Origin of the sequence: Pseudomonas sp. TWR1-1-3, assembly GCF_049896805.1 — a bacterium.
Classification (GTDB): Bacteria; Pseudomonadota; Gammaproteobacteria; order Pseudomonadales; family Pseudomonadaceae; genus Aquipseudomonas; species Aquipseudomonas bubulae.
The window spans coordinates 316,657-341,631 of the sequence record NZ_JAFCUZ010000004.1; the positions used below are offsets into that span (position 1 = coordinate 316,657).

Here is a 24,975-nt window from a genome sequence, read left to right on the forward strand (position 1 = left end):
TCACTCCTTGGCCGCAATATTGATTGCCCGGTTGGAGCGATCAATCGGCCGCACCTCCTGGCCGGGATGCAACACATGCACACCGGCGGCGACAATCCAGTCATCGGCCGTAAGGCCTTCGAGCACCGGCACGCTGCTTTCGCCAAACGGCCCCACACGCACGGGCACCTGCTCCAGCTTGTTGCCCTGGCCCACCCGCCACACATAGGACGCACCATTTTCCGCAGTCAGGGCCGACAACGGCACAGACAGCGAGCTGACACCTTCACTCTGAATAAACACCCGGGCACTTTGTCCCAGTTCGGCAGGCACTTTGCCAGCGGTGAAAGCGATGCGCGCAGCAAAGGTGCGCGATTTAGGATCAGCTGAAGGCGACAGTTCGCGGATGCGGCCGCTGAAGCGCTGGCCAGGCTGCGACCACAACTCGACCGCTACCGGCATGCCTATCTTGAAACGGCCAAAATCCTGTTCCGGCAAGCTGATCAACACCTCACGCTCGCCGTCGGCAGCCAGGGTAAACACCGTTTGCCCGGCATTGACCACCTGCCCCACTTCGACCTGACGCTGGGCAATCACACCGTCTTGCGGCGCACGCAACACCGCATAACTCGCCTGATTGCTGGCCACGTCCTGCTCGGCCTTGAGCTGTTGCAGCCTGGCTTCGCCTGAGCGGTAGAGGTTTTCGGCGTTGTCGAACTGCGAACGGCTGACCATCTGCCGGTCCAGCAGGGTCTTGTAGCGATCACGCTCGGCACGCACCAGGTTCAGGTTGGCCTGCCCGGCGGCGACCTGGGCGCGGGTGGCGTCCAGTTGCAGGCGCACGTCTTGCGGGTCCAGCTCGGCCAGCGGCTGATTAGCCTTGACCCGCTCCCCCTCGTCCACCAGACGCTTGGTAACTTTGCCGCCAATGCGAAACGCCAACTGCGGGTCAAAGCGTGCCCGCACTTCGCCGGGGTAACTCTGGCTGGCCAGTGCCGAAGGCTGCGGTTGCACCACCATCGCCGGGCTGATGCTGATTTTTGCGGGCTCCTGCTGCCCACACCCAGACAATAAAAACAGCAGACACACAGGCACAGCGCGGGGCAAGGCATGGCGCAACATGGTGATGACCTTTCGCTAATGGGGCTTGGAATATTTATACTGGCAGCATGTTATTAATACTAAACTCACCAGTCCAGTAATAAACGGATATGTCTGACAATCCTTTACCCCTCAATGCCCTCGGGCGCCCCAAGGACCTGGCAAAACGCCAGTCGATCCTCGACGCCGCCAAAACCCTGTTTTTGACCAAGGGCTATGCCAACACCAGCATGGATGCGGTTGCGGGTCTGGCAGGCGTGTCAAAACTGACGGTCTACAGTCACTTCACCGACAAGGAGACCCTGTTTTCCTCGGCCATCATGTCCAAATGCACCGAACAGTTGCCGGTACTGTTCTTTGAATTGCCGGCGGGCAAGCCGATCAAGGATGTATTGCTGAACATTGCCCGTGGTTTTCAGGTGCTGATCAACAGTGAAGAGTCGCTGAACCTGCATCGCCTGATGGTTGCTCTGGGCAGCCAGGACCCCAAGCTGTCGCAGATCTTTCTGGAGGCCGGGCCGGAGCGCGTGGTGCACGAGATGGAGGGGCTACTGCGCAAGATGGATCAAAGTGGCGCGCTGCAGATCGACAACCCCCATTATGCGGCGGAGCACTTCTTCTGCATGCTCAAGGGCGCGCCGAACTTCCGCCTGCTGTTTGCCGGCGGTGAGCCGCCGGGGCCCGAGGAAAGCGAGGCCCATGTGCAGGAAGTGGTGGGGATATTTATGCGGGCGTATCAGCCATTGTCGTGAGACCGCGGCGCCTTTTACCCTCACCCCAACCCTCTCCCGGAGGGAGAGGGGGCTGATCTGTGGTGTTACGCAGATTTGCTTTTACCTTTTAGGCCCCTCTCCCTCCGGGAGAGGGGCTTTTAAGGTTTCAATGCTTTTTTCGGATAAATATCGTAACGGCTCGACTTACCATCCAGCGCATGGCTCGGCTTGGGCCCGGCAATGCACGGTGCCTTGCGCGGGCGCTTGACCACCACCCGGTGGCTGGCCAACGCCAGCGCAGCTTCCAGCAACGCCGGGGCATCGTTGTCATCACCCACCAATGGCCGGAACAAGCGCATTTCCTTTTTCACCAGGGCGGTTTTTTCGCGATGGGGGAACATCGGGTCCAGGTAAATCACCTGCGGCGGTTCGCCTTGCCAATTGCGCATCACTTCGATCGAATTGCCCTTGAGCAAGTGCATACGCGACACGATCGGCGCCACCTCAAAGTCATCCAGACCACGGGCCAGCCCGTCTTCGAGCAAGGCACCGATCAGCGGCTGGCGCTCGATCAGGCTCATTTCACAGCCCAGGCTCGCCAGCACAAATGCATCCTTGCCCAGGCCCGCCGTGGCATCCAGCACCCGCGGGCGCACACCCTGCTGGATGCCCACGGCCTTGGCGATCATCTGCCCCGTGCCGCCGCCAAACAAACGTCGATGGGCCGCGCCACCTTCGACAAAGTCGACCCGCACCGGGCCCGGCGCATCTGCGCCCAACTGCTGCAGCTGCAAACCCTGGGCGCTCAATTGCAAGGCGAACTCGGCGTCCGGTTCGTCCAACGACAAACCCAGACGCTCGGCCCATTGCTCGGCCAGGGCCTGATAAGCCTCGTCCAGTGCCTCGACTTTGATACGACAGCCCGCTGTTTGCTCAATCATCTAAAAACACGCTCAAAAATTTAATGATCGGCAAAGACTGCCGATAAATGAAATATCCGGCATTTTGCCAGAGCTGAGCGCCAACCGAGAGTTATGTCAGACATTCAATCCGCATCTATCGGCTTTATTGCGCCCATTGGTGACTTTGGCCGACACAATTCCCAGATCACAGGAAGCGTCAACCACCTGTGGAAGGACTTCTACGCCCAGGCATTGGCCGAGCAGTCCGGTACTGAAGACTATGCGACGGTTGATACAGCGCCGACAGCCAAAAATGAAAATGCCGAGCCCCGTGGCGGCAGTGAGGTTTTGGGCACTATCGTGACCCAGCGCCACTGCGACGTTCAGGACACTGAACTGCGCCCGCCTGAAGCCCTGTTTTTGCCCATTGCCGAATTTGAACTGGACCTGCTGCCACCGCCCGGCGTGCCCTACCCGCCTGAGGTCATTGTCGAGCAACAACACCAGCAGGATTTCAACACTACGTGGGTGCGCCCAGTAGTCATGGCTCAGGGCCATCCGCTGCCTGAACCGGGCCCTGCGCCTGAACCTCGCGCGTTGCATCTGCCCATTGCCGAGTTTGAGTCTGACTTGCTGCCGCCGCCTGCCGAGCCCTTCGATGCCATGACCCTGATCGAGCAACAACGGGCCATGGATTTCGATCTGGGCTGGGCACGCCCGCTGGTGGTCAACAACTTGCGCCTGGCGGCTTAAAGCAGGTCTAGTTGTTCGCGACTCTGGGGGGGATGCAGCTCGGGCAATGCCGGCAACCCAGGTAACCTTTCACTCAGTTGAAGATGAAAACGCCGTGCCAGTTCCGGAGCACGGTGATTGTCCGGCGTGTGCAAAAAAACATAGGGCGTGCGCCCTTCCTCGATCCAGCCCGCGACTTTTTCAACCCAGGGCACCAGGTAAGGATCGTTGGCCTCAAGCTCCGGACGGCCAATAAAACGCACCTGCGGACATTGCGTGAAAGCCGCCGGACGTGGGGGCACCCTGGGCTTTTTCGATTGTGCGTGAAGCACGGCAGGGTCGCCCGAATCACAACTGAACAGTGCCCGCGAATCAAGGCAGATACGCTCAACCCCTCGATCCATCAGCAGACGATTGAGCAGGCGCTCGGCATCGCCCTTGGCGAAGAACTCCGGATGCCGCACCTCAACGGCCAACGGCCTCTGCAAGGCGTCCACAAAGCTCACCAGCTCCGCCAGGCGCTGTGGCCCGAAGCTTGCCGGGAGTTGTAGCCAAAATGGCGCTACACGCGCTCCCAAGGGCTGCAACAGTTGCAGGAAGTCTTCGGCTGCATGCAATTGCTCGCGCAAATCACCGCCGTGACTGATATCCCGAGGGAACTTGGCCGTCAGCCGAAAGTGTTCAGGCAGGCTTTGTGCCCATCGGACCACCGTGGTCGGTGCAGGCCTGGCGTAAAACGTGGTGTTGCCCTCGACCGCATTGAACACCTGCGCATACAGGCTCAGAAAATCCGCCGGGCGGGCGTTTTGCGGATACAGCCCTTCGCGCCAGGCGTTTTCACTCCAGGACGGACAACCGAGGTAGTAAGGAAGGTCAGTCATGTACTCAGATGTAAAGATCCAGGCCCAGCACTTCCTGTTCCCAGTCGACGAAGCCTGCGGTGGTCAGGTAGCTGGCAAGGGCACTGGCCGCGCTTTTGCTCATGGCGCGCTGGAAGATCATGTCTTGCGAGCGCACCGGCAACTGGCTGATGCGCTCGGCGCCGGAGGATGTGCGGGGGGTGTTTTCGGGCGCAGCCTCAGTGTCTTCAACCGACTCATCAACCACCGCCTGACCATTACGCGGCTTGCGCTTGATGGGGTATGACCGGGGAGAAAAGCTGTCAATGCGCATGGCTGCATGCTCTGTAACGATAGATACAATTTAGCGGCGCAGGGCAGACTAAGCAAATGGGCCGGCCATTTTGTAGCAGCAGCCTCGCTCCGCTCGGCAGCTGCTACAAAAGTGGATCAAACGCCACGTTCGGCTTTTGTAGCCGCTACCTTGTCGCGCAGGTACACAGGCTGGGCGTCATCGGCACGGATGGCTTCGCCGCGGGCCCAGGCAAAGCGGGCCAGGGTCAGCAGGTCTTCGGCGTGGGGCAACATGCCTGCGTCCATTGCATACGGCTTGACGTTCAAGCGCTCGGCATAGCCCCAGCCAGTGCCCGCGCCATACCAGTCGCCTGTAGCACCATCGGGCAAGGCCGCAGCCTCAGGCGCCAATACCGCTTCAGCGCCTTGCAGGCGCATCTCACCCGCTTCTTCGCGGTAGCAGCCCCAATACACCTCGTCCATGCGTGCATCGATCGCCGACACCACCTGGGTTGCGCCGTGCTCACGGTGAGCACGCTGGGCCAGGACCGCCAGGTTGGAGATCGGCAACACCGGGCGCTCCAGTGCAAAGGCCAGGCCCTGAACCACGCCAATGGCAATACGCACACCGGTAAAGGCACCAGGCCCGCGACCGAAGGCAATGGCCTCAACCGCCGACAGCTCGACACCGGCCGCGGCCAGCAGCGCCTTGATCATCGGTAACAGCTTTTGCGCATGCAGGCGCGGGATCACCTCGTAGTGGCTAGTAACCTTGCCATCGTGCAACAAGGCAACTGAGCAAGCTTCAGTCGCGGTATCCAGGGCCAGCAAGGTGGTCATCGGTGTTCCCGTCAGAATCAGAATTGAAAAAAGTGCAGCAGTATAAACAACAACAGCCCGCAAGCGGGCTGTTGTCATGACGCAAAATCGACTTATCAGCTCAGTGCTTCAAGCACCTTGGCCGTGATCGATTCTACCGAGCCAACGCCTTCAACGTGGCTGTACTTGGGCTTGCCCTGAGCAGCGGCCAGCTTCTGGTAGAAGTCCACCAGCGGCTTGGTTTGCGAATGGTAAACAGACAGGCGGTGACGAACGGTTTCTTCGGTGTCGTCCTTGCGCTGTACCAGATCTTCGCCGGTCACATCGTCCTTGCCTTCAACCTTTGGCGGGTTGTAGACGGTGTGGTACACACGGCCCGAGGCTTCGTGTACACGACGGCCAGCAATACGCTGGACGATCTCTTCGTCTTCAACGGCGATTTCCAGCACGTGATCCAGCTCGACACCGGCTTTAACCAGCGCTTCAGCTTGCGGAATGGTGCGCGGGAAACCGTCGAACAGGAAACCGTTTACGCAATCCGGCTGAGCAATGCGCTCTTTGACCAGATTGATGATCAGGTCGTCGGAAACCAGGCCGCCGCTGTCCATCACGCCTTTGGCGATCAGGCCCAGCTCGGTGCCGGCTTTTACGGCTGCACGCAACATGTCGCCGGTGGAGATTTGCGGGATGCCAAATTTTTCAGTGATGAACTTTGCCTGAGTACCTTTACCGGCCCCGGGAGCTCCCAGCAGAATTACGCGCATCGATGTGCTCCTCAAATTTTTTATTTAAATGACAACAAACTCGCCTCTTTGGGCCAGTCTCAAAATCGGGTTATGGCCATCAAAACGGCCAAGGGCTGATCAAGATACACAGCAGGCCCGGCCCACACAAGCCGCCCAAAGTAGGAAAAATTACAGCCAAACGGGCCTGTGCGGCCGGGTGTCACAGGTCGCAACCCCACAATAAAGTGTCGCGCCCGCGCAGCGATCGGCATCCAGTCTGCCGTGTCCCCGCCCGCTCTGGCGCGACATTTGCCGCTGTTTTGCCTTAGCCGGTGTTGCGCAAGCCGGCCGCGATCCCGGCCACAGTCACCAGCAACGCTTGTTCCAGAGGGCTGTCCTGCGCCGCTTGCTGGCGACGCGAGCGTGCCAGCAGCTCGGCCTGCAATAGATGAAGAGGATCAAGGTAAGTGTTGCGCAAACGGATGAACTCGAGCGTCTCCGGGCTATGTGCCATCAACTGCGCCTGCCCGGTCAAGCCCAGCACCACTGCGCACGCCTGCGACAATAAGTCGCGTAAGTGCGCACCCAATGGCAGCAGTTCCGGGGTCACCAGGCGCTCGTCGTAAAGCCGGGCGATATCGGCATCGGCCTTGGCCAGGACCATTTCCAGCATGTCGATACGGGTGCGAAAGAAGGGCCACTGCTCACGCATTTGTGCCAGTTGATCACCTTCACCGCGCTCCAGTGCACGACGCAATGCAGTTTCCCAACCCAGCCAGGCGGGCAACATCAGGCGGGTCTGGGTCCAGCCAAAAATCCACGGGATGGCCCGCAGGCTTTCAATGCCCCCTGCCCGGCGCTTGGCCGGCCGACTGCCCAGAGGCAAGCGGCCCAGCTCCTGCTCCGGGGTGGACTGGCGAAAGTACTCGACGAACTGCGGATTATCCCGCACTACGCCACGGTAGGCAGCGACCCCGTCTGCCGCCAGCTCATCCATCAGTACCCGCCAGCCCGGCTCCGGCAGGGGCGGTGGCAGCAAAGTGGCCTCCAGCACGGCGGCCAGGTACAGGTTGAGATTTTGCTCGGCAATGTCCGGCAGGCCGAATTTGAAGCGAATCATTTCGCCCTGTTCAGTGGTGCGGAAACGCCCCGCCACCGAGCCCGGCGGCTGCGACAGGATGGCCGCGTGAGCCGGGCCACCGCCGCGCCCCACGGTACCGCCGCGACCATGAAACAACAGCAGCTCGACGCCTTGCTCACGGCAGATATTGACCAGGGCTTCCTGCGCCCGGTACTGCGCCCAGGCGGCCGCGGTGGTGCCCGCATCCTTGGCCGAGTCGGAATAGCCGATCATCACTTCCTGCGGGCCCTGCAGGTGCGCGCGATAACCCGGCAACAGCAGCAGGCGCTCGATCACCGGCCCCGCATTGTCGAGGTCGGCGAGGGTTTCGAACAGCGGTACAACCCGCATCGGCCGCTCCAGCCCAGCCTCCTTGAGCAATAGTTGCACCGCCAGTACATCCGAGGCAGCACCGGCCATCGAGATCACGTAGGAGCCCAGCGAGGCGCCCGGTGCGGCAGCGACTTCGCGGCAGGTCGCCAGCACTTCGGCGGTGTCGGCACCCGGCTTGAAATATCCGGGCAACAGCGGCCGACGGTTGTTCAATTCGCGCATCAGAAAGCTAAGACGCGCATCTTCGTCCCAGTCCTCATAGCGGCCCAGGCCCAGGTAATCGGTGATTTCAGTCATGGCCGAGGCATGGCGTGCAGCATCCTGGCGCACATCGAGGCGCACCAGGAACAGGCCGAAGGTTACAGCCCGACGCAGGAAATCGAGCAGCGGGCCATCGGCAATTACGCCCATGCCACAGGCATGCAGGGACTGATAACACAGCTGCAACGGCGCCAGCAGTTCGCGATTGTCCTGCAGCACTTCAGGCGGCGCGGCCTGGGTGCTGTGCAAGGCTGTATGCGCCCAATTGCGGGTGGCCCGCAGGCGTTCACGCAATTGTTTGAGTACGGCGCGATACGGCTCGGCGCTGTCGCCTGCGGCGGCCAGCAGTTGCGCCGAGGCCTGTTGCATCGACAGATCGGCCGCCAGTTTGTCGATATCGCGCAGGTACAGGTCCGCCGCCATCCAGCGCGCCAGCAGCAGTACTTCACGGGTAACGCTGGCCGTGACATTGGGATTGCCATCACGGTCGCCGCCCATCCAGGAAGCAAAGCGGACCGGTGCGGCCTCAAGCGGCAAATGCAGGCCGGTCGCGGCATGCAGAGCTTTGTCAGCCTTACGCAGCATATGCGGCACGGCGTGCCATAACGAATGCTCGATCACCGCAAAACCCCACTTGGCCTCATCCACAGGGGTAGGTCGGGTGCGACGGATTTCTTCGGTGTGCCAGGCCTCGGCGATCAACCGCTGCAAGCGCTGATGAATCTCGGATTTTTCCGCGAGGGTCAGGTCACGATGGTCCTGGGCCGCCAGTTGCTCGGCAATGGCATCGTACTTCTGGATCAGGGTGCGGCGAGTCACTTCAGTGGGGTGTGCGGTGAGTACCAGTTCAATTTCAAGACGGCTGACCTGGCGCGCCAGCGACTCGGGGTCATGGCCTTCGGCGAGCAGGCGCGCAAGCAGTTGCGGCAACACCAGCGCCTCGAACGGCTGGGGCTGGCCTTCTTCACGGCGGTGGATCAGCTCGTACTGCTCGGCAATATTGGCCAGGTTCAAAAACTGGTTGAAGGCTCGCGCAACGGGCAGCACTTCGTCATCGCCCAGGGCGTCCAGAATGGCGCTTAACTCCTCGCCGGTGGTGCCGCGCCGGTCGGCTTTGGCCCCCTGGCGAATGCGCTCGATCTTGGCGAGAAAAGCTTCGCCGTATTGGTCACGAATCGTATTACCCAACAGCTCACCCAGCAGGTGAACATCATCGCGCAAGCGTGCATCAATATCGGTCATCAGCAGTTTCTCCAGCAGGATCCGGGGACAGCTCGTGCCCCAAGAGTGCGTTGCAAAGGCAGTTGGAGGCAAGCCATGGGAAGCACAGATTTAAAAAAATGCGCTGACCAATTGGTCAGAAAATCTTTTAGGCCAAATGCCATCTTTTATTGAACTATTCAAAAAACGCTTCGGTCACAGCCATTAACCATCACCGCTGGAACTCGTGTTCCAACACTCCGGGTGACGTCGCCAGTCGTGATGGAATTTGCTTTTTTAAGGAGCTTCCCAATGGAGTTGAAGACCATGATGACCCGCACTGTCAAAACCACCTCACCTCGCCTGCGCGGGCTAAAACTGGCTGCGCTGGCAATCGGCACCAGCTTCGTTCTGGCCGGTTGTGCTGGCAATCCACCTTCAGAGCAGTACGCCGTGACGCAATCGGCGGTGAACAACGCCGTGAGCGCAGGTGCCACTGAATATGCACCGGTGGAAATGAAGTCAGCCCAGGACAAGCTCAAGCAAGCCGAGCTGGCCATGCATGACAAAAAATATGACGAGGCCCGCCGCCTGTCCGAACAGGCTGAGTGGGATGCTCGCGTAGCAGAGCGCAAGGCCCAGGCAGCTAAAGCAGAGAAGGCTGTTCAGGATGCTCAGAATGCCGTTCAGCAATTGCGTCAGGAAGGCATGCGCAGCGTTCAGTAAACGCTGCCCTTTTTTGACTGCATCTGACGACACAGCATTCCTAATCGATAGAAAGGACGACATATCATGCGCAATACAGTAATGATCCCTGCCCTGTTGGCCCTGAGCGTTGGCCTGGCGGCGTGCTCGCACCAGCCCAACGTCAACCTGGAAAACGCCAAGACCAACTTCTCGGCCCTGCAAACCAACCCTGAAGCGACCAAGGTTGCAGCGCTCGAAACTAAGGACGCCAGCGAATGGCTGGACAAGGCTGAAAAGGCTTACCTGAACAAGGAAGACGAGTCCAAGGTTGACCAGCTGGCTTACCTGACCAACCAGCGTGTGGAAGTGGCCAAGCAGACCATCGCGTTGCGAACCGCTGAAAACAATCTGAAAAACGCCGGTGCGGCGCGCAACCAGGCCTTGCTCGATGCCCGTGATGCGCAGATCCAGCAACTCAAAGGCATGAACGCCAAGCAAACCGAACGCGGCACACTGGTGACCTTTGGTGATGTGCTGTTCCAGTTCGGCAAATCCGAGCTGCAACCCAACGGCATGCGCAATATCAACACCCTGGCCGAATACCTGCTGCAGAACCCGGACCGCAAGGTGATTGTCGAGGGTTACACCGACAGTGTCGGTTCGGCGGCTTTCAACCAGACCCTGTCCGAGCGCCGTGCCGAGTCGGTGCGTAATGCACTGGTGCGCAAAGGCGTAGACCCTACCCGCATCGTGGCGCAGGGCTATGGCAAGGAATACCCGGTGGCCAGCAACAGCACCGATTCTGGCCGCGCCCAGAACCGCCGCGTTGAAGTGACCATCTCCAACGACAACCAGCCGGTTGCTCCGCGTTCAACCATGAAGTAAGACATGAAAAAGCCCCGCCTGAGTAATCAGGCGGGGCTTTTTTTTGCGCAAATATATCCACAACTGTGGGAGCGGGCTTGCTCGCGATGCAGACAGCGCGGTTAGTCAGGCATACCGAGGCGATTCAATCGCGAGCAAGCCCGCTCCCACAACAGAACGTTACTGCTCCAGCTTCGGCGTTTCCTGGCCCAGGCAACGTACGGCCTGTTTCTTGTTGTTGACCAGCACACCGGTCAGGCCTTTTTGCTCGGTATCGAACAAGACGATGATGCCGTCGATGCACTGCGCCACCTGGTTGGCCGGCGTGAGCGAGACCTTATAGTCCTCCCCCGGGATAGTCTTGAGCATGGTGAAGTCGCTGAGCAGCAAGGCGTCCTCGGGCTTGGCAAAATGCAGGTAACCGTAGTACCACAGGGCGCCCACGGTGCCGATAATGCTGCAGATACCGGTGATGATCAGGGGGATGGCGTTGCGTTCTTCACTCATTGTTGGCTCTCGGATTCAAGTTCGGTGTTCGGTGACGCGGGGTAATTGGCAATTTCGCCCAGGCGCCGCACGCCATTGAAATGTTGCGGGTCATCCAGGTAACGCAGCATTACCTGACGCCAGGTCGGGTCGGCAAACGTCTGTACATGGCCGCCACGGGTCAGTTGCAGCACCTTGGGCGGAGGCGCAGCCTGGTACAGGCGCAGGCCATTGGAAAGCGGCACGATGGGATCATCGAGGCTGTGGAAGATCAGCATCGGCGTGTCGCCCATGTTAGGTATCGCGTAAAGAGCACTGTCGGCATCCGGTACCAGCCAGGACAGCGGCACCTGCAGCGGCCAGGTCAGCCAGGACGTGCTCAGGGCAAACTGCCCCACTTCGCGGTAACTGGCCGGCACGCCATCGAGCACCACCGCCTTGACTCGCGCGCGCTGCTGCGGGTGCTCGCTCAGGTAGTGGATGCCCATGGCGCCGCCCAGGCTTTGCCCCAGCACAATCAGCGGCAGGCCCCGGGCTTGCGGCTCATGCTGCAACCAGTCAAAAGCGGCATCGATGTCCTGATACACCGCCGGCAGCCCGGGCTCTCCTTGGGACAGGCCGTAACCGCGATAGTCGAGCATCAGCACTTGATAACCCTGCTCCGGCAACCAGGCAGTGGCGCCGAGATGGTAAGCCAGGTTGCCGCCATTGCCGTGCAGATGCAGCACCGTGCCCTTGAGCGGCACGCCTTTCTTGGCCGGTAGCCACCAACCGTGCAGGCGCGTGCCATCGGCGGCAGTCAGGGTGACATCGCTATAATCCAGGCCAGCGGCTTTCGGGGTAACCGGCTGGCCGGGCTCAGGGTAGAACAACAGGGAACTGCATCCGCTGAGGGTCAACAGCAGGCAGAGTGCAGCCAGGATTTTCATCAGAACGATTCGCCTGAACGAGTGAGTGTGGGAGCGGGCTTGCTCGCGATGGCATCGACGCGGTTCAACTGAAACGCCGCAGCGCCTGTATCGCGAGCAAGCCCGCTCCCACAGGGTTCACAAAATGTTGGAGTAATCCGCTTCGATACGGTCAAGGCTCAAATGGTTGAGGAAGTTGCTGAAGCACATCCAGGCCGAGAGCGCGTTCATGTCGCGGAACTGGTCCGGCAGGTACTTGGGCGCTACCACCAGGCCTTCATCCACCAACTGACGCAGGGTTCGCATGTCCTCCAGGGTGGTCTTGCCACAGAACAGCAGCGGCACTTGTTCCAGCTTGCCTTTACGTACGGCCAGCTGAATGTAGTTGTAAACCATGATGAAGCCCTTGAGGTAGGACAAGTCTTTGGTGAATGGCAGTCCATTTGGCACCGACCCACGGAAAACCCGACTCGCGTTGCCATAACTTTCTGGCATCTCGAAGCCTTGCTCGCGGAAAAACTCGTACACCTGCATGAAATCTGCGCCCTCCTCCACCATATGGATGGCGCGGGTTCGGTTGGTCAGTTTGCGCAGGCGACTGGGGTAGGAGGCAAAGGTGATGATTTCCATCAGGATTGCCAGGCCTTCCTGGGTCACGGTGGAAGAAGGCGGCCCCTTGGACAGGAAGGTGCAGATCGGCTGGTTCAGGCCATTGAGCGTGGTGCCCACATGCACCAGCCCTTCGTGGACTTCGAGGGCGCGCACGTCGCGTTCGTTGAACATCGCATCGGTACGGATCTTGATGTAATCGGCACCCGCCGCCGCATCTGCCACGATACCGTCGGACTCGAACACGCGGATGGTTTCTTCAGCCTCGCCAAACACCTTGTTCAAGCGGCTTTGCAGCAGATTCACGGCATCCTTGGCGGTCAGGATCTTGGCTTCGTCCTTGAGCGCCCCGCGCCCGTCGATGTTGTCCAGGTAATCGGACATCATCAGGCCCAGGTCAGCCAGGGTCGGATCGCCAGCATGAAACGCATCGGAAGCTGCGCCATACAGCTCCTGGGAAATAAGCCCGAAATCCTCGGTGCCACGGGCTTCGAGCATGCGCACCACCATGCGGTATTCCTTGCACATGCGCCGCATGATCTGCCCGACCGGGTTGAATTGCCCCAACTGGCGGGTGATATCCCGCTCGATGTTCTGGAACTCGGACTTCACCGCCGCTGAATCAAAAGCCAGTGGCCGGCCCAGGTAATAGTCGCGATCAACTGCAGGCATGGCCTTGCCTTTGGCCTTTAAAAAGCCCTGGCGGATGCTGTCATCCCACTTCACCGCATCCAGCACGCGGATCGGTGTCTGTGCCAGCACGATGCGGTCAGACAAGGTGCGTATCGTGCGCTGGTAGTCGTCCACCGGCAGCTTCCTTCAGTTAACAGCGTTATTTGGCCACACGTTTATAGCGGGCCGCTTCGACAAATACGTCGGAATTGGCCGGGTCATCCAGATAGGCAAAGACTTCAGCCGACGGGCTTTTGATCAGGGTACCCGTCCCTTCAGCGGTTTCCACCGGCTCACCGTTCAACGCGGACTGGCCAATGGCCTGCTTGATCTGATCCAGGTCAAGATCGTAGATCACCAGTTCGCCGTTATCGGTCAGCTCAAATCCGCTGAGGGTATGGTTGCCGCCCAGTTTGGCCGGTATCGCGGCCGAGGCATACCAGCGGCTGCCGTGGCGGGCGACGATAAAGACATAGCGCTCACGGGCCTTGGGTTCGCCCTTGGGGTAAACGACGGCCTGGTAGCGTGTTTTGTCGATGGCACTGATATCGAGATTGCGTGCCTGGCCCCAGGCATCCTTGCTGATCCATTTGCCCAGCAGCTGTTTGGGTGCCGGCTGCGCCTCGATCGGGGCCTGGCTGAAGGTCACCAGACAGCCGTTCAACATCAAAAACGACAATGCCATAAGCATCACGCGCCAAACTTTCATGCCTGCATCCTTCTATAGAGCGGCCAACACCAAGTGCATGTAACGCGTAAGAATAGCCAGACGGTCGTCATCCGCCTCGGGCTGCGCGCCATCAAGTAGGGCCTGATATTCCATCCGACCGATAATCGCCGTCAAGACTTTGGCATCCTGCTGAGGTTGTGTGGAGCCTAGCACTTCGAAGATCTGCCCGGCACCCTGCAGGAAAATCTGCTGATGGGCACGTACCAGCACCGCCAGCCGCGGGTTGATCAATGCGGCCTGATGAAAAGCTTGCTCGGCCATCAACTGGTCGCGGCGGGTGAGCAGTTGGCGCTGAAGGTAATCGGCGGTCATCCGTGCAATATCATCGGCCAGCAGCCCCCGCGCCCGGTGGCTGCCATCGCCCTGGGCCATCATTTCCCGCAACTTGCCTTCGGTGCCCTGCCACAGCTTGGCCATAAAGGCCGCACTGCGCTCCACATACTGGGCGAAGGTGTCGTTGATCAGGTCATCGATATCCTTGAAGTAATACGTGGTTGCCGACAACGGCACCCCCGCTTCGGCGGCCACCGCCCGATGGCGCACGCCCCGCACGCCGTCGCGTATGACGATGCGCATGGCAGCATCGAGAATCAACTGGCGGCGCTGCTCGCTGCCATGCCGGCTGGCCTTGCGACCCTGGTATTCGACACTTTGGGCAAGCGCCACCGCAACATTTGCTGCGCCTTGAGGAGGCATCACAGATTCCTTCTGAATTGAGCGGCGTTACCGAAACTGTGGGAGCGAGCCTGCTCGCGAAAGCCACCTTCGCGAGCAGGCTCGCTCCCACAAACTCTCCTGATTATTCTGCTGGCTGCATGCCAGGCAATAAAAAGCCGCCTTTAACGGCGGCTTCTTATTCTGCATCGTTACGCTTGCGGGCGCATATGCGGGAACAGGATAACGTCGCGAATCGACGGTGAGTTGGTCAACAACATCACCAGACGGTCGATACCGATACCTTCACCGGCAGTCGGCGGCATGCCGTATTCCAGGGCGCGGACGAAGTCGGCATCGTAGTGCATGGCTTCGTCGTCACCGGCGTCCTTGTCGGCTACCTGTGCCATGAAGCGCTCTGCCTGGTCTTCTGCGTCGTTGAGCTCGGAGTAGGCGTTGGCGATTTCACGGCCACCGATGAACAGCTCAAAACGGTCAGTAACGTTCGGGTTCTCGTCGTTGCGACGGGCCAGCGGCGACACTTCGAACGGGTACTGGGTAATGAAGTGCGGTTGCTCCAGCTTGTGCTCGACCAACTCTTCGAAAATCATCACTTGCAGCTTGCCCAGACCTTCGAAACCCAGCACCTTGGCGCCGGCTTTCTTGGCGATGGCGCGAGCCTTGTCGATGTCGTTGAGGTCGTCAGCGGTCAGCTCGGGGTTGTACTTGAGGATCGAGTCGAATACCGACAGACGCACAAACGGTTCGCCAAAGTGGAACACCTTGTCGCCGTACGGTACGTCTGTAGTGCCCAGAACCAGCTGCGCCAGTTCGCGGAACAGCTCTTCGGTCAGGTCCATGTTGTCTTCGTAGTCGGCGTAAGCCTGGTAGAACTCCAACATGGTGAATTCAGGGTTGTGACGGGTCGACACGCCTTCGTTACGGAAGTTGCGGTTGATCTCGAACACTTTTTCGAAACCACCCACCACCAGACGCTTGAGGAACAGTTCCGGCGCGATGCGCAGGTACATGTCCATGTCCAGGGCATTGTGGTGGGTTTCAAACGGCTTGGCCGCAGCGCCACCCGGGATGGTTTGCAGCATCGGCGTTTCGACTTCCAGGAAGTCGCGTGCCATCAGGAAGCTGCGAATGTGGGCAATCACTTGCGAACGTACACGGAAGGTGTGACGCACGTCTTCGTTAACGATCAAGTCAACGTAACGCTGGCGATAGCGCTGCTCGGTGTCGGTCAGGCCGTGGTGCTTGTCCGGCAGCGGACGCAGGGATTTGGTCAGCAGGCGCACGCTGGTCATTTCAACGTACAGGTCACCTTTGCCGGAGCGGGCCAGGGTGCCTTCAGCGGCAATGATGTCGCCCAGGTCCCAGGTTTTTACTTCGGCCAGGGTTTCTTCCGGCAGGGTCTTGCGGTTGACGTAGACCTGGATGCGACCGGTCATGTCCTGGATCACCATGAACGAGCCACGGTTAAGCATGATGCGACCGGCAACCTTCACCGGAATGGCGGCTTCGGCCAGCTCTTCCTTGGACGCTTGCGCATACTTCTTCTGCAGGTCAGCGCAGAGGCTGTCACGGCGGAAGTCATTCGGGAAGGCATTGCCCTTGGCACGCACGGCAGCAAGCTTTTCCTTGCGCAGGGCGATCAGGGCATTTTCTTCCTGTTGCAGGTCTTGCGGGTCGAGTTGTTGGTCGCTCATGTCTTTAAAAATTCCATCACAGTTCTGTTGCCCCCGCCTTGCGGCAGGGGGAAGCGGGCTTTGGCGCACCCTCTGGGCATCGCACTGGCTTCGCACACGTTTTGTTGCCGACTTACAGCCCTTGTTTCAGGCTGGCTATCAGGTATTCGTCGATATCGCCGTCGAGCACCTTGTCGCAGTCGCTGCGCTCGATATTGGTACGCAAATCCTTGATCCGCGAGGCGTCGAGAACGTACGAGCGGATCTGATGACCCCAGCCGATGTCCGACTTGGTGTCTTCCAGGGCCTGGGAAGCGGCATTGCGCTTCTGGATTTCCTGCTCGTAAAGACGCGCCCGCAGCATTTTCATCGCGGTGTCTTTGTTCGCATGCTGGGAACGTTCGTTCTGGCAGCTCACCACGGTATTGGTCGGCACGTGAGTGATACGTACGGCCGAGTCAGTGGTGTTTACGTGCTGACCACCCGCTCCGGAGGAGCGATAGGTATCGATTCGCAGGTCAGAGGGGTTGATGTCGATTTCGATGTTGTCATCGATTTCCGGCGAAACGAATACAGCCGAAAACGAGGTATGACGACGGTTGCCCGAATCGTACGGGCTTTTGCGTACCAGACGATGGACGCCAATCTCGGTGCGCAACCAACCAAATGCGTATTCGCCTTTGATATGAACGGTTGCACCCTTGATACCGGCAACTTCACCGGCGGACAGTTCCATGATGGTGGCATCGAAGCCGCGCTTGTCGGCCCAACGCAAATACATCCGCAGCAGGATATTGGCCCAGTCTTGCGCTTCGGTGCCACCGGAGCCAGCCTGGATGTCCAGGTACGCGTTGTTGGCATCCATCTCACCACTGAACATGCGGCGGAATTCGAGTTTTTCAAGGGCTTCGCGCAGGCGTTCAACTTCAGCGGCCACGTCATCGACGGCGCCCTGGTCTTCTTCCTCGGCGGCCATCAACAGCAGGTCTTTGGCATCGGCCAGGCCTGTGTGCATCTCATCGAGGGTTTCAACGATCTGCGCCAGCAGGGAGCGCTCGCGCCCCAGTTCCTGGGCGTATGCAGGGTTGTTCCAGACACTCGGATCTTCAAGCTCGCGATTGACTTCGGTCAGACGCTCATGCTTTTGATCGTAGTCAAAGATACCCCCGAATGGTTTCGGAGCGCTCTGACAGGTCCTTGATGCTGTTAAGGATCGGGTTGATTTCCATGGCTGGCGGCACTCTCAGGCGATTTTTACAAAGCCGGGGAGTATACCGTAAACCGAGCGTATCAGCAGCCCGCCTGGCGGGGTTATGTGGCCAGTGACAACAGGTCGCAAGCCTTCTTCGATGAGCGATACGTCGCACACGATTATGGGCACAGAATTACATCTGAAAGACGAGGCCATCTCAGCCGTACGACAAGTTTGAATACTACATAGGAATAATTACCCAATTTGAGAGAAAAGTACTACACGCCAAATAATTGCACTTAAAAACCTGCACCGCTATACCTACAACACACTTACAACACCTGATTCCCTGATACCCACACGCCATATCCGAACAACCAATAATTAAATGGCAGCCCCATGTCGAACTTAGCGAACGGTCACTCATTCGGTATAGCGACCCCCCACTTCAAGTCCTCGATGATGGCCATGCAGGCCTATCTAACATCAGGGGCGACCCCGCATGCCTTATTAAGTGCAGCCGTGTCACTGACGTATAACCTCCCGCACTTATGCGGCCTGGGAGGCGACGCAATTATCATGCAATCAACCCCCCATAATCTGGCCATCTTCAACGGAACGGGCAGAACAGGTTTTCACCAGCATCACGACAACTACTTGCATAAAGGCCTTGTATCAATTCCTCGCAGAGGGATTTACAGCACCATGATCTATGGCTGCCCTTCAGCTTATGATCGTTATACACGCCTACATGACATCGACTTGAACGGCGTATTTAAACACCTGCACGACAATGACTTGAAACATGGCGTGGTGGCGTCCAGCAGTTTGATTCAGGCGTTTGATAACAGCACTAAAGACTCACTCAGACAGACACGGTTTTCACAATGGAACAAATACTTTATTCAACAGCAAGATCCAGCGCCCTTCTACCGTCAAACCCTGGCCACTTTGGCGCGTGAAGGTTTTGCATCCATGTACAGGGGGCAGTTGGCGGCGCAGGTATTTGACGCGCTGTCGACCTGCGACCCGCATTTGTATACACCTGAAGATTTTTCCGACTTTACCCCTAACCCCTCAGAAGTAAAAAAAACCACCTTCATGCACGCCAATGTCACGGCGCATGGCAGTAACAGTCCATGGAAAGAGCTGTTCCTGCTCTTGAAAGTCTACCAGTGGAGTGCCGAAGACACGGCCTTGCTCACACCGGCACAGCTCTGTACGGCAGCCGGGCTGATCGACAGCTGGGTGGCATCGCCGCTTTCTTCAGAGACGCACAGCGATGACAGCCTGAGCCAACAGGCCGCCCTGATCTATCAACAGCTCAAATTCGACAACCCCGAACCTGTGCCTCAATTGTCCAAACCCTCCCACACCATCTTTATGGCATGTGCCGAGGCCGACGGGACCCTGACCGGCATAACCAACTCGATCTTTACCCCCCTGGGGTCACTGTTCGAGATCGATGACACAGGCATTATCCTGAGCAACCGGGCATTCTCATTCAATGGCCCCCATCTGGGTTCGACCTTCAAAGGCAACACAGCCGCCAAACACACCACCAACTGCGTGCGCGTCACCACCGATCACCTGGAATTTATCATTGGTACATCCGGGGGGCCTGTGCAGTCCCAGACACTGGCGTACGTCATCTACAAAATTATCGCTGAGCAATGCCCGGTTCAAACCGCCCTGTCGAGCCCGCGCTTTGCCAATCTGGGCCGGCACCCGAAGACAAACGGCATTACCTATTTAAGCGAATCCGCACAAACGAACCCGATATTTACCTGTACTCACGGGCTATCCGATAAATTCGGGGTGGTACAGCTGGCTGGCATCAACACCCTGACCGGTCAGGTGTTCGCCGCTGCAGACCCTCGTGGCAGCGGTGTGGCGCTGGCGGTATGAAGGCTCACAGTTGCGGTTCAGGCCATGCAGCCATACTGACTGTCGCCAGTGCTTTCTTTCTGGAAGTACTGGATGCAACCATCATGCTGATGGCCATCATCCCCATGGCCAACGACCTGGGCGCCAGCATCAGCGGCGTGACACTGTCACTGGCCACCTATCTACTGGCCCTGGTCTTGTTCCTGCCCCTGAGCGGGCATTTGTTCAACCGTTTCGCGCTTGCCCAACAATTCCTGTGCGGCCTGGCGATTTTTTGCCTCGCCTCCCTGGCCTGCGCCATCAGCCAGAATATTTACCTGCTGTGCATCGCCCGCCTTGTCCAGGGCTTTGGCAGTGCGTTGGTGGTACCTGCCGGACGAGCCTTGATCCTGGCCAACACCCCGAAGATTGCCATTCCCAAAACCATGGCCTGGCTGATTGCGCCTGCGCTCGTCGCCCCGATGGTTGCCCCCTATATGGCCAACCTGCTGTTAAACATCGGCAACTGGCGACTGATTTTTGCCTCTATCGGACTCTTTGCCGCAGGATTGATTATTGCCTGCCGCATCACCCTGTACTCACTGCCTGCCCCTGAAACCCCGCGTTTACAGCTTGATAAACATGCCTACGCACTATGGGCACTGTCCTCATCGGCCTTGTTCATGATGTTTATGGCGGCTTCGAATAACTGGCTCTTCTGCAGCGTTCTGGCCGCAGGTGCAATGTTCTATGGCAGCAAACGACTTTGCACAAGGCTGCACCAGCACGCGAAGGCGCAATTGTTTGATCTGTCCTTGCTCAATGATCCAGCGTTCAAGTTCAACATTCTCTCCGGCAGTTTGTTCCGTATCAGCATTTATGCATTTCCAACGCTGCTGATTATTCACCTCATGAAAAATTCGAATTATTCGCCCGTTTCGATTGGCCACTGCCTGCTGTTTATCTTCGCCGGCAACCTTGTTTCAAAACCCGTGGCAGCCCGGCTATTAACAGGCTGCCGCTGCCTGAAACGCTATTTTATCTATTCGGCACTGACGACATCCGTAACGTTGGGCCTGTTTCTTTTCCCGCCACTGCTCAACCAACTACCGGCACTGTGGTTGATGTGTTTTCTACACGGTTGCGCACGCTCATTTCAATTTCTCGGCTACTCATCCACCGCACTGCGCAATGTGCAACAGCACCGCATGCATCACGCCAATATCCTGATCAGTTCGGTGATGCAGCACAACGCCCTGATCGGCCAGGCAGTACCTGCCCTTCTGAGTGCTTTCTTTATTCCCGAACACCTGCCGTTCTTCACGATCGGCATGTCCACCGTGACGCTTGCATCACTTCTTACCGTGCTGGGCGCACTGCGCCTGCCCAACTCAAACAGGAGCCATATCGACCCCATGCACTTCAAGTCCGATTAACGGAAAACCTGGGTATGTCCCGTACTCATGTGGTGTTACGCAAGGAGCTGAAGATGAAAGCATTGACGTTGAAAACCACCGTTGAAATTCCGATAGAGGGCGTTCCTCAACTCACCCGATTTGTGTCCTTTGAAGGTGTCGATAAAGAACACTTCGCGCTATTGATTGGTGACTGTCAAACCACTCCCGTACTCACCCGGGTTCATTCCGAGTGCCTGACAGGCGATGTATTCGGCTCAAAGCGTTGCGATTGCGGCGCCCAGCTCAAAGAAGCCCTGTCGCAAATAGCCGCGCGAGGGGGTGGCGTATTGATCTATCTGCGTCAGGAAGGGCGCGGTATTGGCCTGTACTCCAAGTTCGATGCCTACCTGCTGCAAAACCAGGGCATTGATACCTTCACTGCCAACGAGATGCTCGGGTACGCCGATGACTTGAGAGAGTTTGAAAGTGCGGGGGCCATGCTCAAGGCCCTGCATATTCATCACATCGACCTGATTACCAACAACCCGGCAAAAATCCTGGCCCTGGAAAATTGCGATATCACCATCAATACCACCCTGCCCTCCGGGGTTTTCCTGACCGTCGAAAACGAGGACTACCTGCGCAGCAAAATCAATAAAAAACACCATACGATCAACTTGAAAAACAAAAAATGGTGATCGCAATGAGCACTTACATTCTGAATTTTTCACCTACAGGCATGCTACCGACAAAGCAGATGAACCCCCACACACCCATCAGCACCTCAGAAATTATCGACGATGTATTGATGGCCGCCGAACTGGGTGCGTCCATTGCGCACCTGCACGCCAGGGATCAAAAAACCGGCGAACCGACCTGCGACCTCAACACATTTGCCACTCTCTTCGAAGGCATCAGAAAATATAATAAACAACTGATTTTATGCGCCTCACTCAGTGGTCGAAACATTTCCGATCCAACTCTCAGAGCGCTGCCCCTGTCATTGGACGGTGACGCAAAACCCGATATGGGTTCATTGACCTTGTCGTCCATGAACTTTTCCACGCAGCCCAGCATTAATGCCCCGGCGACAATCAACTACCTCGCCGAACAAATGGCGCTAAAAGGCATCTCGCCCGAGGTTGAGATATTTGATAGCGGCATGTCGAACTACCTGCATTGCCTGATCAAAAAATCGTTAATGCCGCCCACTGTCTACGCCAATATTTTGCTGGGCAATATTTTTGGCGCACAGCCCAGTTTTGCGCATATGGCAGCCATTACCAGCTCACTGCCGGGCAATGTCGTCAGTTCTTTCGCCGGGCTGGGTAGCTATCAACTGCGCAGCAATACCCTGGCTCTCGCCTCTGGTCACGGCATCCGCATCGGCCTTGAAGACAATATCTGGCTCGACCATAAACGCACCACCCTGGCGAGTAATCGCAGCCTGCTCGAGCGCATCACCGCCATTGCCAACCTGCAGGAGTTGACACCCGCCACCCCCAGGCAGGTCAGGGAACAACTAGGACTGCAACCTGGACAAGGTCGCTATGGCTTGCCCCCTATCGTTGACTGATACGAGGAAACAGAAAATGGAGAATGTCTGGTTTACTCCCGAAAATTATCAACGCACCTCCAAAAACCTGCAGAGACGCTGTTTGAAACTATTGCTGTCGTTCGCGCCCCCCCAAGGCACATTGCTGGATGTCGGGTGCGGAACCGGTAATACCCTGCTCTTCACGGACAAAGAAAAGATTGAGCAGTACGTGGGCATTGATATTTCCGCTGACATGATTGCGTACGCCAACCGCACTCATGCAGCACCCAATATCAGATTTATGGTCAGCGACTTCCTGGACTGTTCCCTCGAACACTGGCCAGCGTTTGACGCAGCCGTCTGTGCCGCCTGCCTGCATTGGTTTATTCCCAACGAACAAACCGTTATCGATAAATTATTCAGGGCTTTGAAACCGGGCGGTTACTTATATTTATCCTGTGCGTTCGACTTCGATTATGTACAAGGTGAGCGATCGATCCAGGAGCGGGTGCTGACCGCTATCCGCCAGCAATACCCCTGTATTGCCGAGCCCGTGGTATTCGATGATTTCAGGTTCAACAGGCACTCCCTTGTCACGGCACTTCACGGTTTCGAGATCATTCGCTCGCACCGTATCGAGGAACCCGTGCACTTCAAGACGTTTGAAGATTTCAGGGATTGGCACCTGGGTAGCGGCTCCGTGGTCTATGGCCAGTTCGAAGAAAGCGTCCGCGACCTGGCAATCGCCGCTTACTATCAAAAACTCTATGAGCACTATTGCGCCGCAGAATACAAAACCGCGTATTCCACTGGCTTGATGCTGCTTAAAAGGAGGGCTGCCTGATGTATACCGGAATTGTTCAAGGCACTGCCCGGGTGCTGTCGGTGCACACGCAGGCTGGGCACAAACGTATCGTCCTGGCCCAGAAAGCCTCTCTATTCGAAAACGTTGATATCGGTGCCAGCGTGTCGGTCAACGGCACCTGCCTGACCGTCGTTGCCTACTCTGCAGGCACCGCGACGTTTGATATTTCTCACCGAACGGCCGAAATCACGACACTCAAACACTTGAGTATCGATGAGCAGGTCAATATTGAACGCTCACATCGAACTGGCGATGAGAATGGCGGGCACGCACTGTACGGCCATGTTGAAAGTACCGCGCAGGTCGTGTCGTGGCAGCCACTGGGCGAAACGGTGACTGCGCAACTCCAGCTGGATGCGTCGACCTTTGCCTACCTGTTCAAAAAGGGTTTTGTCGGTATGCATGGCTGCAGCCTCACCATCGATAGCCTGGATGAAGAGCGGCACTGGGTGACGGTCAACCTGATTGCGCAAACACTCGCCCTGACCAATTTGAGCAGCTTGCGGGTGGGCGACCGGGTCAATATCGAAATCGACCAGACCACCCGCACCCTGGTGGATACCCTTAGGACTACCCTGGCCCGCCTGCTCCCGGGAAACCTGTAGCGTGCGGCAAAGCAGTCATCGTTGATGCCATCGCGCGCAGGCTCGCTCCCACGACAGTGCTGTAAGCACTCCGGCTGTGTGAACGACACAAAACCTGTGGAAGCTGGCTTGCCTGCGATGCAAGCGACAAGGTCTTGAGAGCAATCACTCAATACCCACCTGATTACGCCCATTCTTCTTGGCCAGGTAAAGCCCCTTGTCCGCCGCCGAAATCAGCTCACGGCAGTTGCTACCCTGCTGCGGGGTCATGGTCGACAGGCCAATACTGATGGTCAGGCTGGAGCCTGCTGTCGGCGAAATATGCGGGATTTTCATCGCTTCAACCGCCATGCGCAGTTTTTCTGCCACCAGCCGCGCGCCGCCCTGGGAAGTGTTGGGCAGTACAATGGCAAATTCCTCACCGCCATAACGGGCCGGCAAGTCAGATGGCCGGCTGCTGGCATCACGGATGCCCGCCGCCACCTTGCGCAACGCTTCATCGCCGTCCAGATGGCCAAATGAGTCGTTGTATGATTTGAAGTAATCAACATCGATCATCAACAACGACAATTGGTTCTGCTCACGCATGGCGCGACGCCATTCCAGCTCAAGGTATTCATCAAAGTGGCGGCGGTTGGACAGCCCGGTCAGGCCATCGGAGTTCATCAGCCGTTGCAGCACCAGATTGGTGTCCAGCAATTGCTGTTGGCTGACCCGCAGCGCACGGTAGGCAGCATCACGCTGCAACAGCGTCATGTAGGAGCGCGAGTGATAGCGGATACGCGCCACCAGTTCGATGTTGTCCGGCAGCTTCACCAGGTAATCATTGGCCCCGGCCGAGAACGCCGCGCTTTTGATCAACGGGTCCTCTTTGGTGGACAACACGATAATCGGGATATTTTGCGTCGCCGGGTGGTTGCGGTATTCGCGCACCAGGCTCAAGCCGTCCAGGCCCGGCATCACCAGATCCTGCAAAATCACCGTCGGCTTGATGCGGATAGCCTGGGCAATGGCCTGGTGCGGGTCGGCACAGAAGTGAAAATCAATGTTCTGTTCAAGGGCCAACCCTCGGCGCACGGCTTCGCCGATCATTGCCTGATCGTCTACCAGCAACACCATGGCCGCGTTTTCATCAGTTTTAACGTCGTCCAACTGCAAGTCGCTCATGCGCGTTCACCTGAATTACTGCCTTCAAGCCACTCTTGCCGGGTT

25 protein-coding genes are annotated in these 24,975 nt (G+C 57.9%); 10 read left to right on the plus strand and 15 right to left on the minus strand.

What is annotated here, in order from left to right; translation table 11 throughout:
- Positions 1 to 1,101 (minus strand): efflux RND transporter periplasmic adaptor subunit, encoded by a 1,101-nt coding sequence (locus ACP7BE_RS17095; RefSeq protein ID WP_095001291.1) that lies wholly within the window; start codon positions 1,099 to 1,101, stop codon positions 1 to 3.
- An 89-nt stretch (positions 1,102 to 1,190) separates the two neighbouring features.
- Here ACP7BE_RS17095 and ACP7BE_RS17100 point away from each other — a divergent pair, with 89 nt between their 5' ends.
- A complete protein-coding gene (locus tag ACP7BE_RS17100) occupies positions 1,191 to 1,832 on the plus strand; it encodes a TetR/AcrR family transcriptional regulator (RefSeq protein WP_426106620.1) in 642 nt (213 codons plus the stop codon).
- A 119-nt stretch (positions 1,833 to 1,951) separates the two neighbouring features.
- On the opposite strand, the gene ACP7BE_RS17105 is transcribed toward ACP7BE_RS17100, so the two are convergent.
- The gene (locus tag ACP7BE_RS17105; RefSeq protein ID WP_095001289.1) at positions 1,952 to 2,734 is read right to left on the minus strand and encodes a class I SAM-dependent methyltransferase; all 783 of its coding nucleotides are present in this window, start codon (positions 2,732 to 2,734) and stop codon (positions 1,952 to 1,954) included.
- Between the two features lie 93 nt (positions 2,735 to 2,827).
- Between ACP7BE_RS17105 and ACP7BE_RS17110 the strand changes: the two genes are divergently transcribed.
- The gene (locus ACP7BE_RS17110) at positions 2,828 to 3,448 is read left to right on the plus strand and encodes an energy transducer TonB (protein ID WP_095026623.1); all 621 of its coding nucleotides are present in this window, start codon (positions 2,828 to 2,830) and stop codon (positions 3,446 to 3,448) included.
- Here the strand turns inward: ACP7BE_RS17110 and ACP7BE_RS17115 are convergent.
- The 5 genes from ACP7BE_RS17115 to ppc all read right to left on the minus strand — a co-directional run bounded on the left by ACP7BE_RS17115 (position 3,445) and on the right by ppc (position 9,060).
- Positions 3,445 to 4,308 (minus strand): DUF72 domain-containing protein, encoded by an 864-nt coding sequence (locus ACP7BE_RS17115; protein WP_426106623.1) that lies wholly within the window; start codon positions 4,306 to 4,308, stop codon positions 3,445 to 3,447. The genes ACP7BE_RS17110 and ACP7BE_RS17115 overlap by 4 nt on opposite strands.
- Positions 4,309 to 4,312: 4 nt before the next feature.
- Positions 4,313 to 4,600, minus strand: coding sequence for a hypothetical protein (locus ACP7BE_RS17120; RefSeq protein ID WP_095018181.1), 288 nt, complete (start codon positions 4,598 to 4,600; stop codon positions 4,313 to 4,315).
- A 116-nt stretch (positions 4,601 to 4,716) separates the two neighbouring features.
- Positions 4,717 to 5,400 (minus strand): tRNA (adenosine(37)-N6)-threonylcarbamoyltransferase complex dimerization subunit type 1 TsaB, encoded by a 684-nt coding sequence (gene tsaB, locus ACP7BE_RS17125; protein ID WP_095018182.1) that lies wholly within the window; start codon positions 5,398 to 5,400, stop codon positions 4,717 to 4,719.
- Positions 5,401 to 5,495: 95 nt separating this feature from the next.
- Positions 5,496 to 6,143 carry an adenylate kinase gene (gene adk, locus ACP7BE_RS17130; protein ID WP_095001284.1) on the minus strand — a complete coding sequence of 216 codons (648 nt, stop codon included), beginning with the start codon at positions 6,141 to 6,143 and terminating at the stop codon, positions 5,496 to 5,498.
- 286 nt (positions 6,144 to 6,429) lie between these two features.
- Entirely contained in the window at positions 6,430 to 9,060 is a 2,631-nt protein-coding gene (ppc, locus tag ACP7BE_RS17135) for a phosphoenolpyruvate carboxylase (RefSeq protein WP_095018183.1), read from the minus strand.
- A 270-nt stretch (positions 9,061 to 9,330) separates the two neighbouring features.
- On the opposite strand from ppc, the gene ACP7BE_RS17140 reads away from it, so the two are divergent.
- Together ACP7BE_RS17140 and ACP7BE_RS17145 are read left to right on the plus strand one after the other, a co-directional pair.
- Positions 9,331 to 9,744, plus strand: a complete 414-nt coding sequence (locus tag ACP7BE_RS17140; RefSeq protein WP_019822131.1) for a DUF4398 domain-containing protein — start codon at positions 9,331 to 9,333, stop codon at positions 9,742 to 9,744.
- Between the two features lie 66 nt (positions 9,745 to 9,810).
- Complete coding sequence (locus ACP7BE_RS17145; RefSeq protein WP_095001282.1) at positions 9,811 to 10,590, plus strand: OmpA family protein; 780 nt, start codon at positions 9,811 to 9,813, stop codon at positions 10,588 to 10,590.
- 159 nt (positions 10,591 to 10,749) lie between these two features.
- Here ACP7BE_RS17145 and ACP7BE_RS17150 read toward each other — a convergent pair whose 3' ends face one another.
- From ACP7BE_RS17150 to prfB, 7 genes are all read right to left on the minus strand, one after another.
- Positions 10,750 to 11,076, minus strand: a complete 327-nt coding sequence (locus ACP7BE_RS17150) for a hypothetical protein (protein WP_029611547.1) — start codon at positions 11,074 to 11,076, stop codon at positions 10,750 to 10,752.
- Positions 11,073 to 11,984 carry an alpha/beta hydrolase gene (locus tag ACP7BE_RS17155; RefSeq protein ID WP_095024890.1) on the minus strand — a complete coding sequence of 304 codons (912 nt, stop codon included), beginning with the start codon at positions 11,982 to 11,984 and terminating at the stop codon, positions 11,073 to 11,075. Before ACP7BE_RS17155 ends, ACP7BE_RS17150 begins: the two co-directional genes overlap by 4 nt.
- Before the next feature lie 117 nt (positions 11,985 to 12,101).
- Positions 12,102 to 13,379, minus strand: a complete 1,278-nt coding sequence (locus ACP7BE_RS17160) for a flavohemoglobin expression-modulating QEGLA motif protein (RefSeq protein WP_095001280.1) — start codon at positions 13,377 to 13,379, stop codon at positions 12,102 to 12,104.
- Between the two features lie 25 nt (positions 13,380 to 13,404).
- Positions 13,405 to 13,953, minus strand: a complete 549-nt coding sequence (locus ACP7BE_RS17165) for a hypothetical protein (RefSeq protein WP_095001279.1) — start codon at positions 13,951 to 13,953, stop codon at positions 13,405 to 13,407.
- A 12-nt stretch (positions 13,954 to 13,965) separates the two neighbouring features.
- Positions 13,966 to 14,670 (minus strand): TetR/AcrR family transcriptional regulator, encoded by a 705-nt coding sequence (locus tag ACP7BE_RS17170; RefSeq protein WP_095001278.1) that lies wholly within the window; start codon positions 14,668 to 14,670, stop codon positions 13,966 to 13,968.
- Between the two features lie 170 nt (positions 14,671 to 14,840).
- Complete coding sequence (gene lysS / locus ACP7BE_RS17175) at positions 14,841 to 16,343, minus strand: lysine--tRNA ligase (protein WP_095001277.1); 1,503 nt, start codon at positions 16,341 to 16,343, stop codon at positions 14,841 to 14,843.
- A gap of 112 nt (positions 16,344 to 16,455) precedes the next feature.
- Positions 16,456 to 17,551, minus strand: a protein-coding gene (gene prfB / locus ACP7BE_RS17180; RefSeq protein WP_130872011.1) for a peptide chain release factor 2 whose coding sequence is annotated in 2 segments (ribosomal slippage) — positions 16,456 to 17,478 and positions 17,480 to 17,551 — 1,095 coding nt in all. Because the reading frame shifts where the segments join, the coding sequence is not laid out codon by codon here.
- A 425-nt stretch (positions 17,552 to 17,976) separates the two neighbouring features.
- Between prfB and ACP7BE_RS17185 the strand changes: the two genes are divergently transcribed.
- From ACP7BE_RS17185 to ACP7BE_RS17210, 6 genes are read left to right on the plus strand one after another with little or no spacing between them, the layout of a single operon-like run.
- On the plus strand, positions 17,977 to 19,422 hold the full coding sequence (locus tag ACP7BE_RS17185; protein WP_176464959.1) for a gamma-glutamyltransferase: 1,446 nt from the start codon (positions 17,977 to 17,979) through the stop codon (positions 19,420 to 19,422).
- On the plus strand, positions 19,419 to 20,816 hold the full coding sequence (locus ACP7BE_RS17190; protein ID WP_426106629.1) for an MFS transporter: 1,398 nt from the start codon (positions 19,419 to 19,421) through the stop codon (positions 20,814 to 20,816). The genes ACP7BE_RS17185 and ACP7BE_RS17190 overlap by 4 nt, the downstream gene beginning before the upstream one ends.
- Positions 20,817 to 20,830: 14 nt before the next feature.
- Positions 20,831 to 21,475, plus strand: a complete 645-nt coding sequence (gene ribA, locus ACP7BE_RS17195; RefSeq protein WP_232527636.1) for a GTP cyclohydrolase II RibA — start codon at positions 20,831 to 20,833, stop codon at positions 21,473 to 21,475.
- A 5-nt stretch (positions 21,476 to 21,480) separates the two neighbouring features.
- Positions 21,481 to 22,353 carry a 3-keto-5-aminohexanoate cleavage protein gene (locus ACP7BE_RS17200; protein WP_095001395.1) on the plus strand — a complete coding sequence of 291 codons (873 nt, stop codon included), beginning with the start codon at positions 21,481 to 21,483 and terminating at the stop codon, positions 22,351 to 22,353.
- A gap of 16 nt (positions 22,354 to 22,369) precedes the next feature.
- Complete coding sequence (locus ACP7BE_RS17205; RefSeq protein WP_322212455.1) at positions 22,370 to 23,158, plus strand: class I SAM-dependent methyltransferase; 789 nt, start codon at positions 22,370 to 22,372, stop codon at positions 23,156 to 23,158.
- Entirely contained in the window at positions 23,158 to 23,784 is a 627-nt protein-coding gene (locus tag ACP7BE_RS17210) for a riboflavin synthase subunit alpha (protein WP_095018188.1), read from the plus strand. The genes ACP7BE_RS17205 and ACP7BE_RS17210 overlap by 1 nt, the downstream gene beginning before the upstream one ends.
- 144 nt (positions 23,785 to 23,928) lie before the next feature.
- On the opposite strand, the gene ACP7BE_RS17215 is transcribed toward ACP7BE_RS17210, so the two are convergent.
- The gene (locus tag ACP7BE_RS17215; protein ID WP_095001271.1) at positions 23,929 to 24,930 is read right to left on the minus strand and encodes a diguanylate cyclase; all 1,002 of its coding nucleotides are present in this window, start codon (positions 24,928 to 24,930) and stop codon (positions 23,929 to 23,931) included.
- Positions 24,931 to 24,975 lie beyond the last annotated feature (45 nt).

What these genes read in the sequence shown, in the direction of transcription:
- ACP7BE_RS17095 (WP_095001291.1), bottom strand. Translation starts at nt 1,101, where the DNA reads ATGTTGCGCCATGCCTTGCCCCGCGCTGTGCCTGTGTGTCTGCTGTTT.
- ACP7BE_RS17100 (WP_426106620.1), top strand. Translation starts at nt 1,191, where the DNA reads ATGTCTGACAATCCTTTACCCCTCAATGCCCTCGGGCGCCCCAAGGAC.
- ACP7BE_RS17105 (WP_095001289.1), bottom strand. Translation starts at nt 2,734, where the DNA reads ATGATTGAGCAAACAGCGGGCTGTCGTATCAAAGTCGAGGCACTGGAC.
- ACP7BE_RS17110 (WP_095026623.1), top strand. Translation starts at nt 2,828, where the DNA reads ATGTCAGACATTCAATCCGCATCTATCGGCTTTATTGCGCCCATTGGT.
- ACP7BE_RS17115 (WP_426106623.1), bottom strand. Translation starts at nt 4,308, where the DNA reads ATGACTGACCTTCCTTACTACCTCGGTTGTCCGTCCTGGAGTGAAAAC.
- ACP7BE_RS17120 (WP_095018181.1), bottom strand. Translation starts at nt 4,600, where the DNA reads ATGCGCATTGACAGCTTTTCTCCCCGGTCATACCCCATCAAGCGCAAG.
- tsaB (WP_095018182.1), bottom strand. Translation starts at nt 5,400, where the DNA reads ATGACCACCTTGCTGGCCCTGGATACCGCGACTGAAGCTTGCTCAGTT.
- adk (WP_095001284.1), bottom strand. Translation starts at nt 6,143, where the DNA reads ATGCGCGTAATTCTGCTGGGAGCTCCCGGGGCCGGTAAAGGTACTCAG.
- ppc (WP_095018183.1), bottom strand. Translation starts at nt 9,060, where the DNA reads ATGACCGATATTGATGCACGCTTGCGCGATGATGTTCACCTGCTGGGT.
- ACP7BE_RS17140 (WP_019822131.1), top strand. Translation starts at nt 9,331, where the DNA reads ATGGAGTTGAAGACCATGATGACCCGCACTGTCAAAACCACCTCACCT.
- ACP7BE_RS17145 (WP_095001282.1), top strand. Translation starts at nt 9,811, where the DNA reads ATGCGCAATACAGTAATGATCCCTGCCCTGTTGGCCCTGAGCGTTGGC.
- ACP7BE_RS17150 (WP_029611547.1), bottom strand. Translation starts at nt 11,076, where the DNA reads ATGAGTGAAGAACGCAACGCCATCCCCCTGATCATCACCGGTATCTGC.
- ACP7BE_RS17155 (WP_095024890.1), bottom strand. Translation starts at nt 11,984, where the DNA reads ATGAAAATCCTGGCTGCACTCTGCCTGCTGTTGACCCTCAGCGGATGC.
- ACP7BE_RS17165 (WP_095001279.1), bottom strand. Translation starts at nt 13,953, where the DNA reads ATGAAAGTTTGGCGCGTGATGCTTATGGCATTGTCGTTTTTGATGTTG.
- ACP7BE_RS17170 (WP_095001278.1), bottom strand. Translation starts at nt 14,670, where the DNA reads ATGCCTCCTCAAGGCGCAGCAAATGTTGCGGTGGCGCTTGCCCAAAGT.
- lysS (WP_095001277.1), bottom strand. Translation starts at nt 16,343, where the DNA reads ATGAGCGACCAACAACTCGACCCGCAAGACCTGCAACAGGAAGAAAAT.
- ACP7BE_RS17185 (WP_176464959.1), top strand. Translation starts at nt 17,977, where the DNA reads ATGGCCATGCAGGCCTATCTAACATCAGGGGCGACCCCGCATGCCTTA.
- ACP7BE_RS17190 (WP_426106629.1), top strand. Translation starts at nt 19,419, where the DNA reads ATGAAGGCTCACAGTTGCGGTTCAGGCCATGCAGCCATACTGACTGTC.
- ribA (WP_232527636.1), top strand. Translation starts at nt 20,831, where the DNA reads ATGTCCCGTACTCATGTGGTGTTACGCAAGGAGCTGAAGATGAAAGCA.
- ACP7BE_RS17200 (WP_095001395.1), top strand. Translation starts at nt 21,481, where the DNA reads ATGAGCACTTACATTCTGAATTTTTCACCTACAGGCATGCTACCGACA.
- ACP7BE_RS17205 (WP_322212455.1), top strand. Translation starts at nt 22,370, where the DNA reads ATGGAGAATGTCTGGTTTACTCCCGAAAATTATCAACGCACCTCCAAA.
- ACP7BE_RS17210 (WP_095018188.1), top strand. Translation starts at nt 23,158, where the DNA reads ATGTATACCGGAATTGTTCAAGGCACTGCCCGGGTGCTGTCGGTGCAC.
- ACP7BE_RS17215 (WP_095001271.1), bottom strand. Translation starts at nt 24,930, where the DNA reads ATGAGCGACTTGCAGTTGGACGACGTTAAAACTGATGAAAACGCGGCC.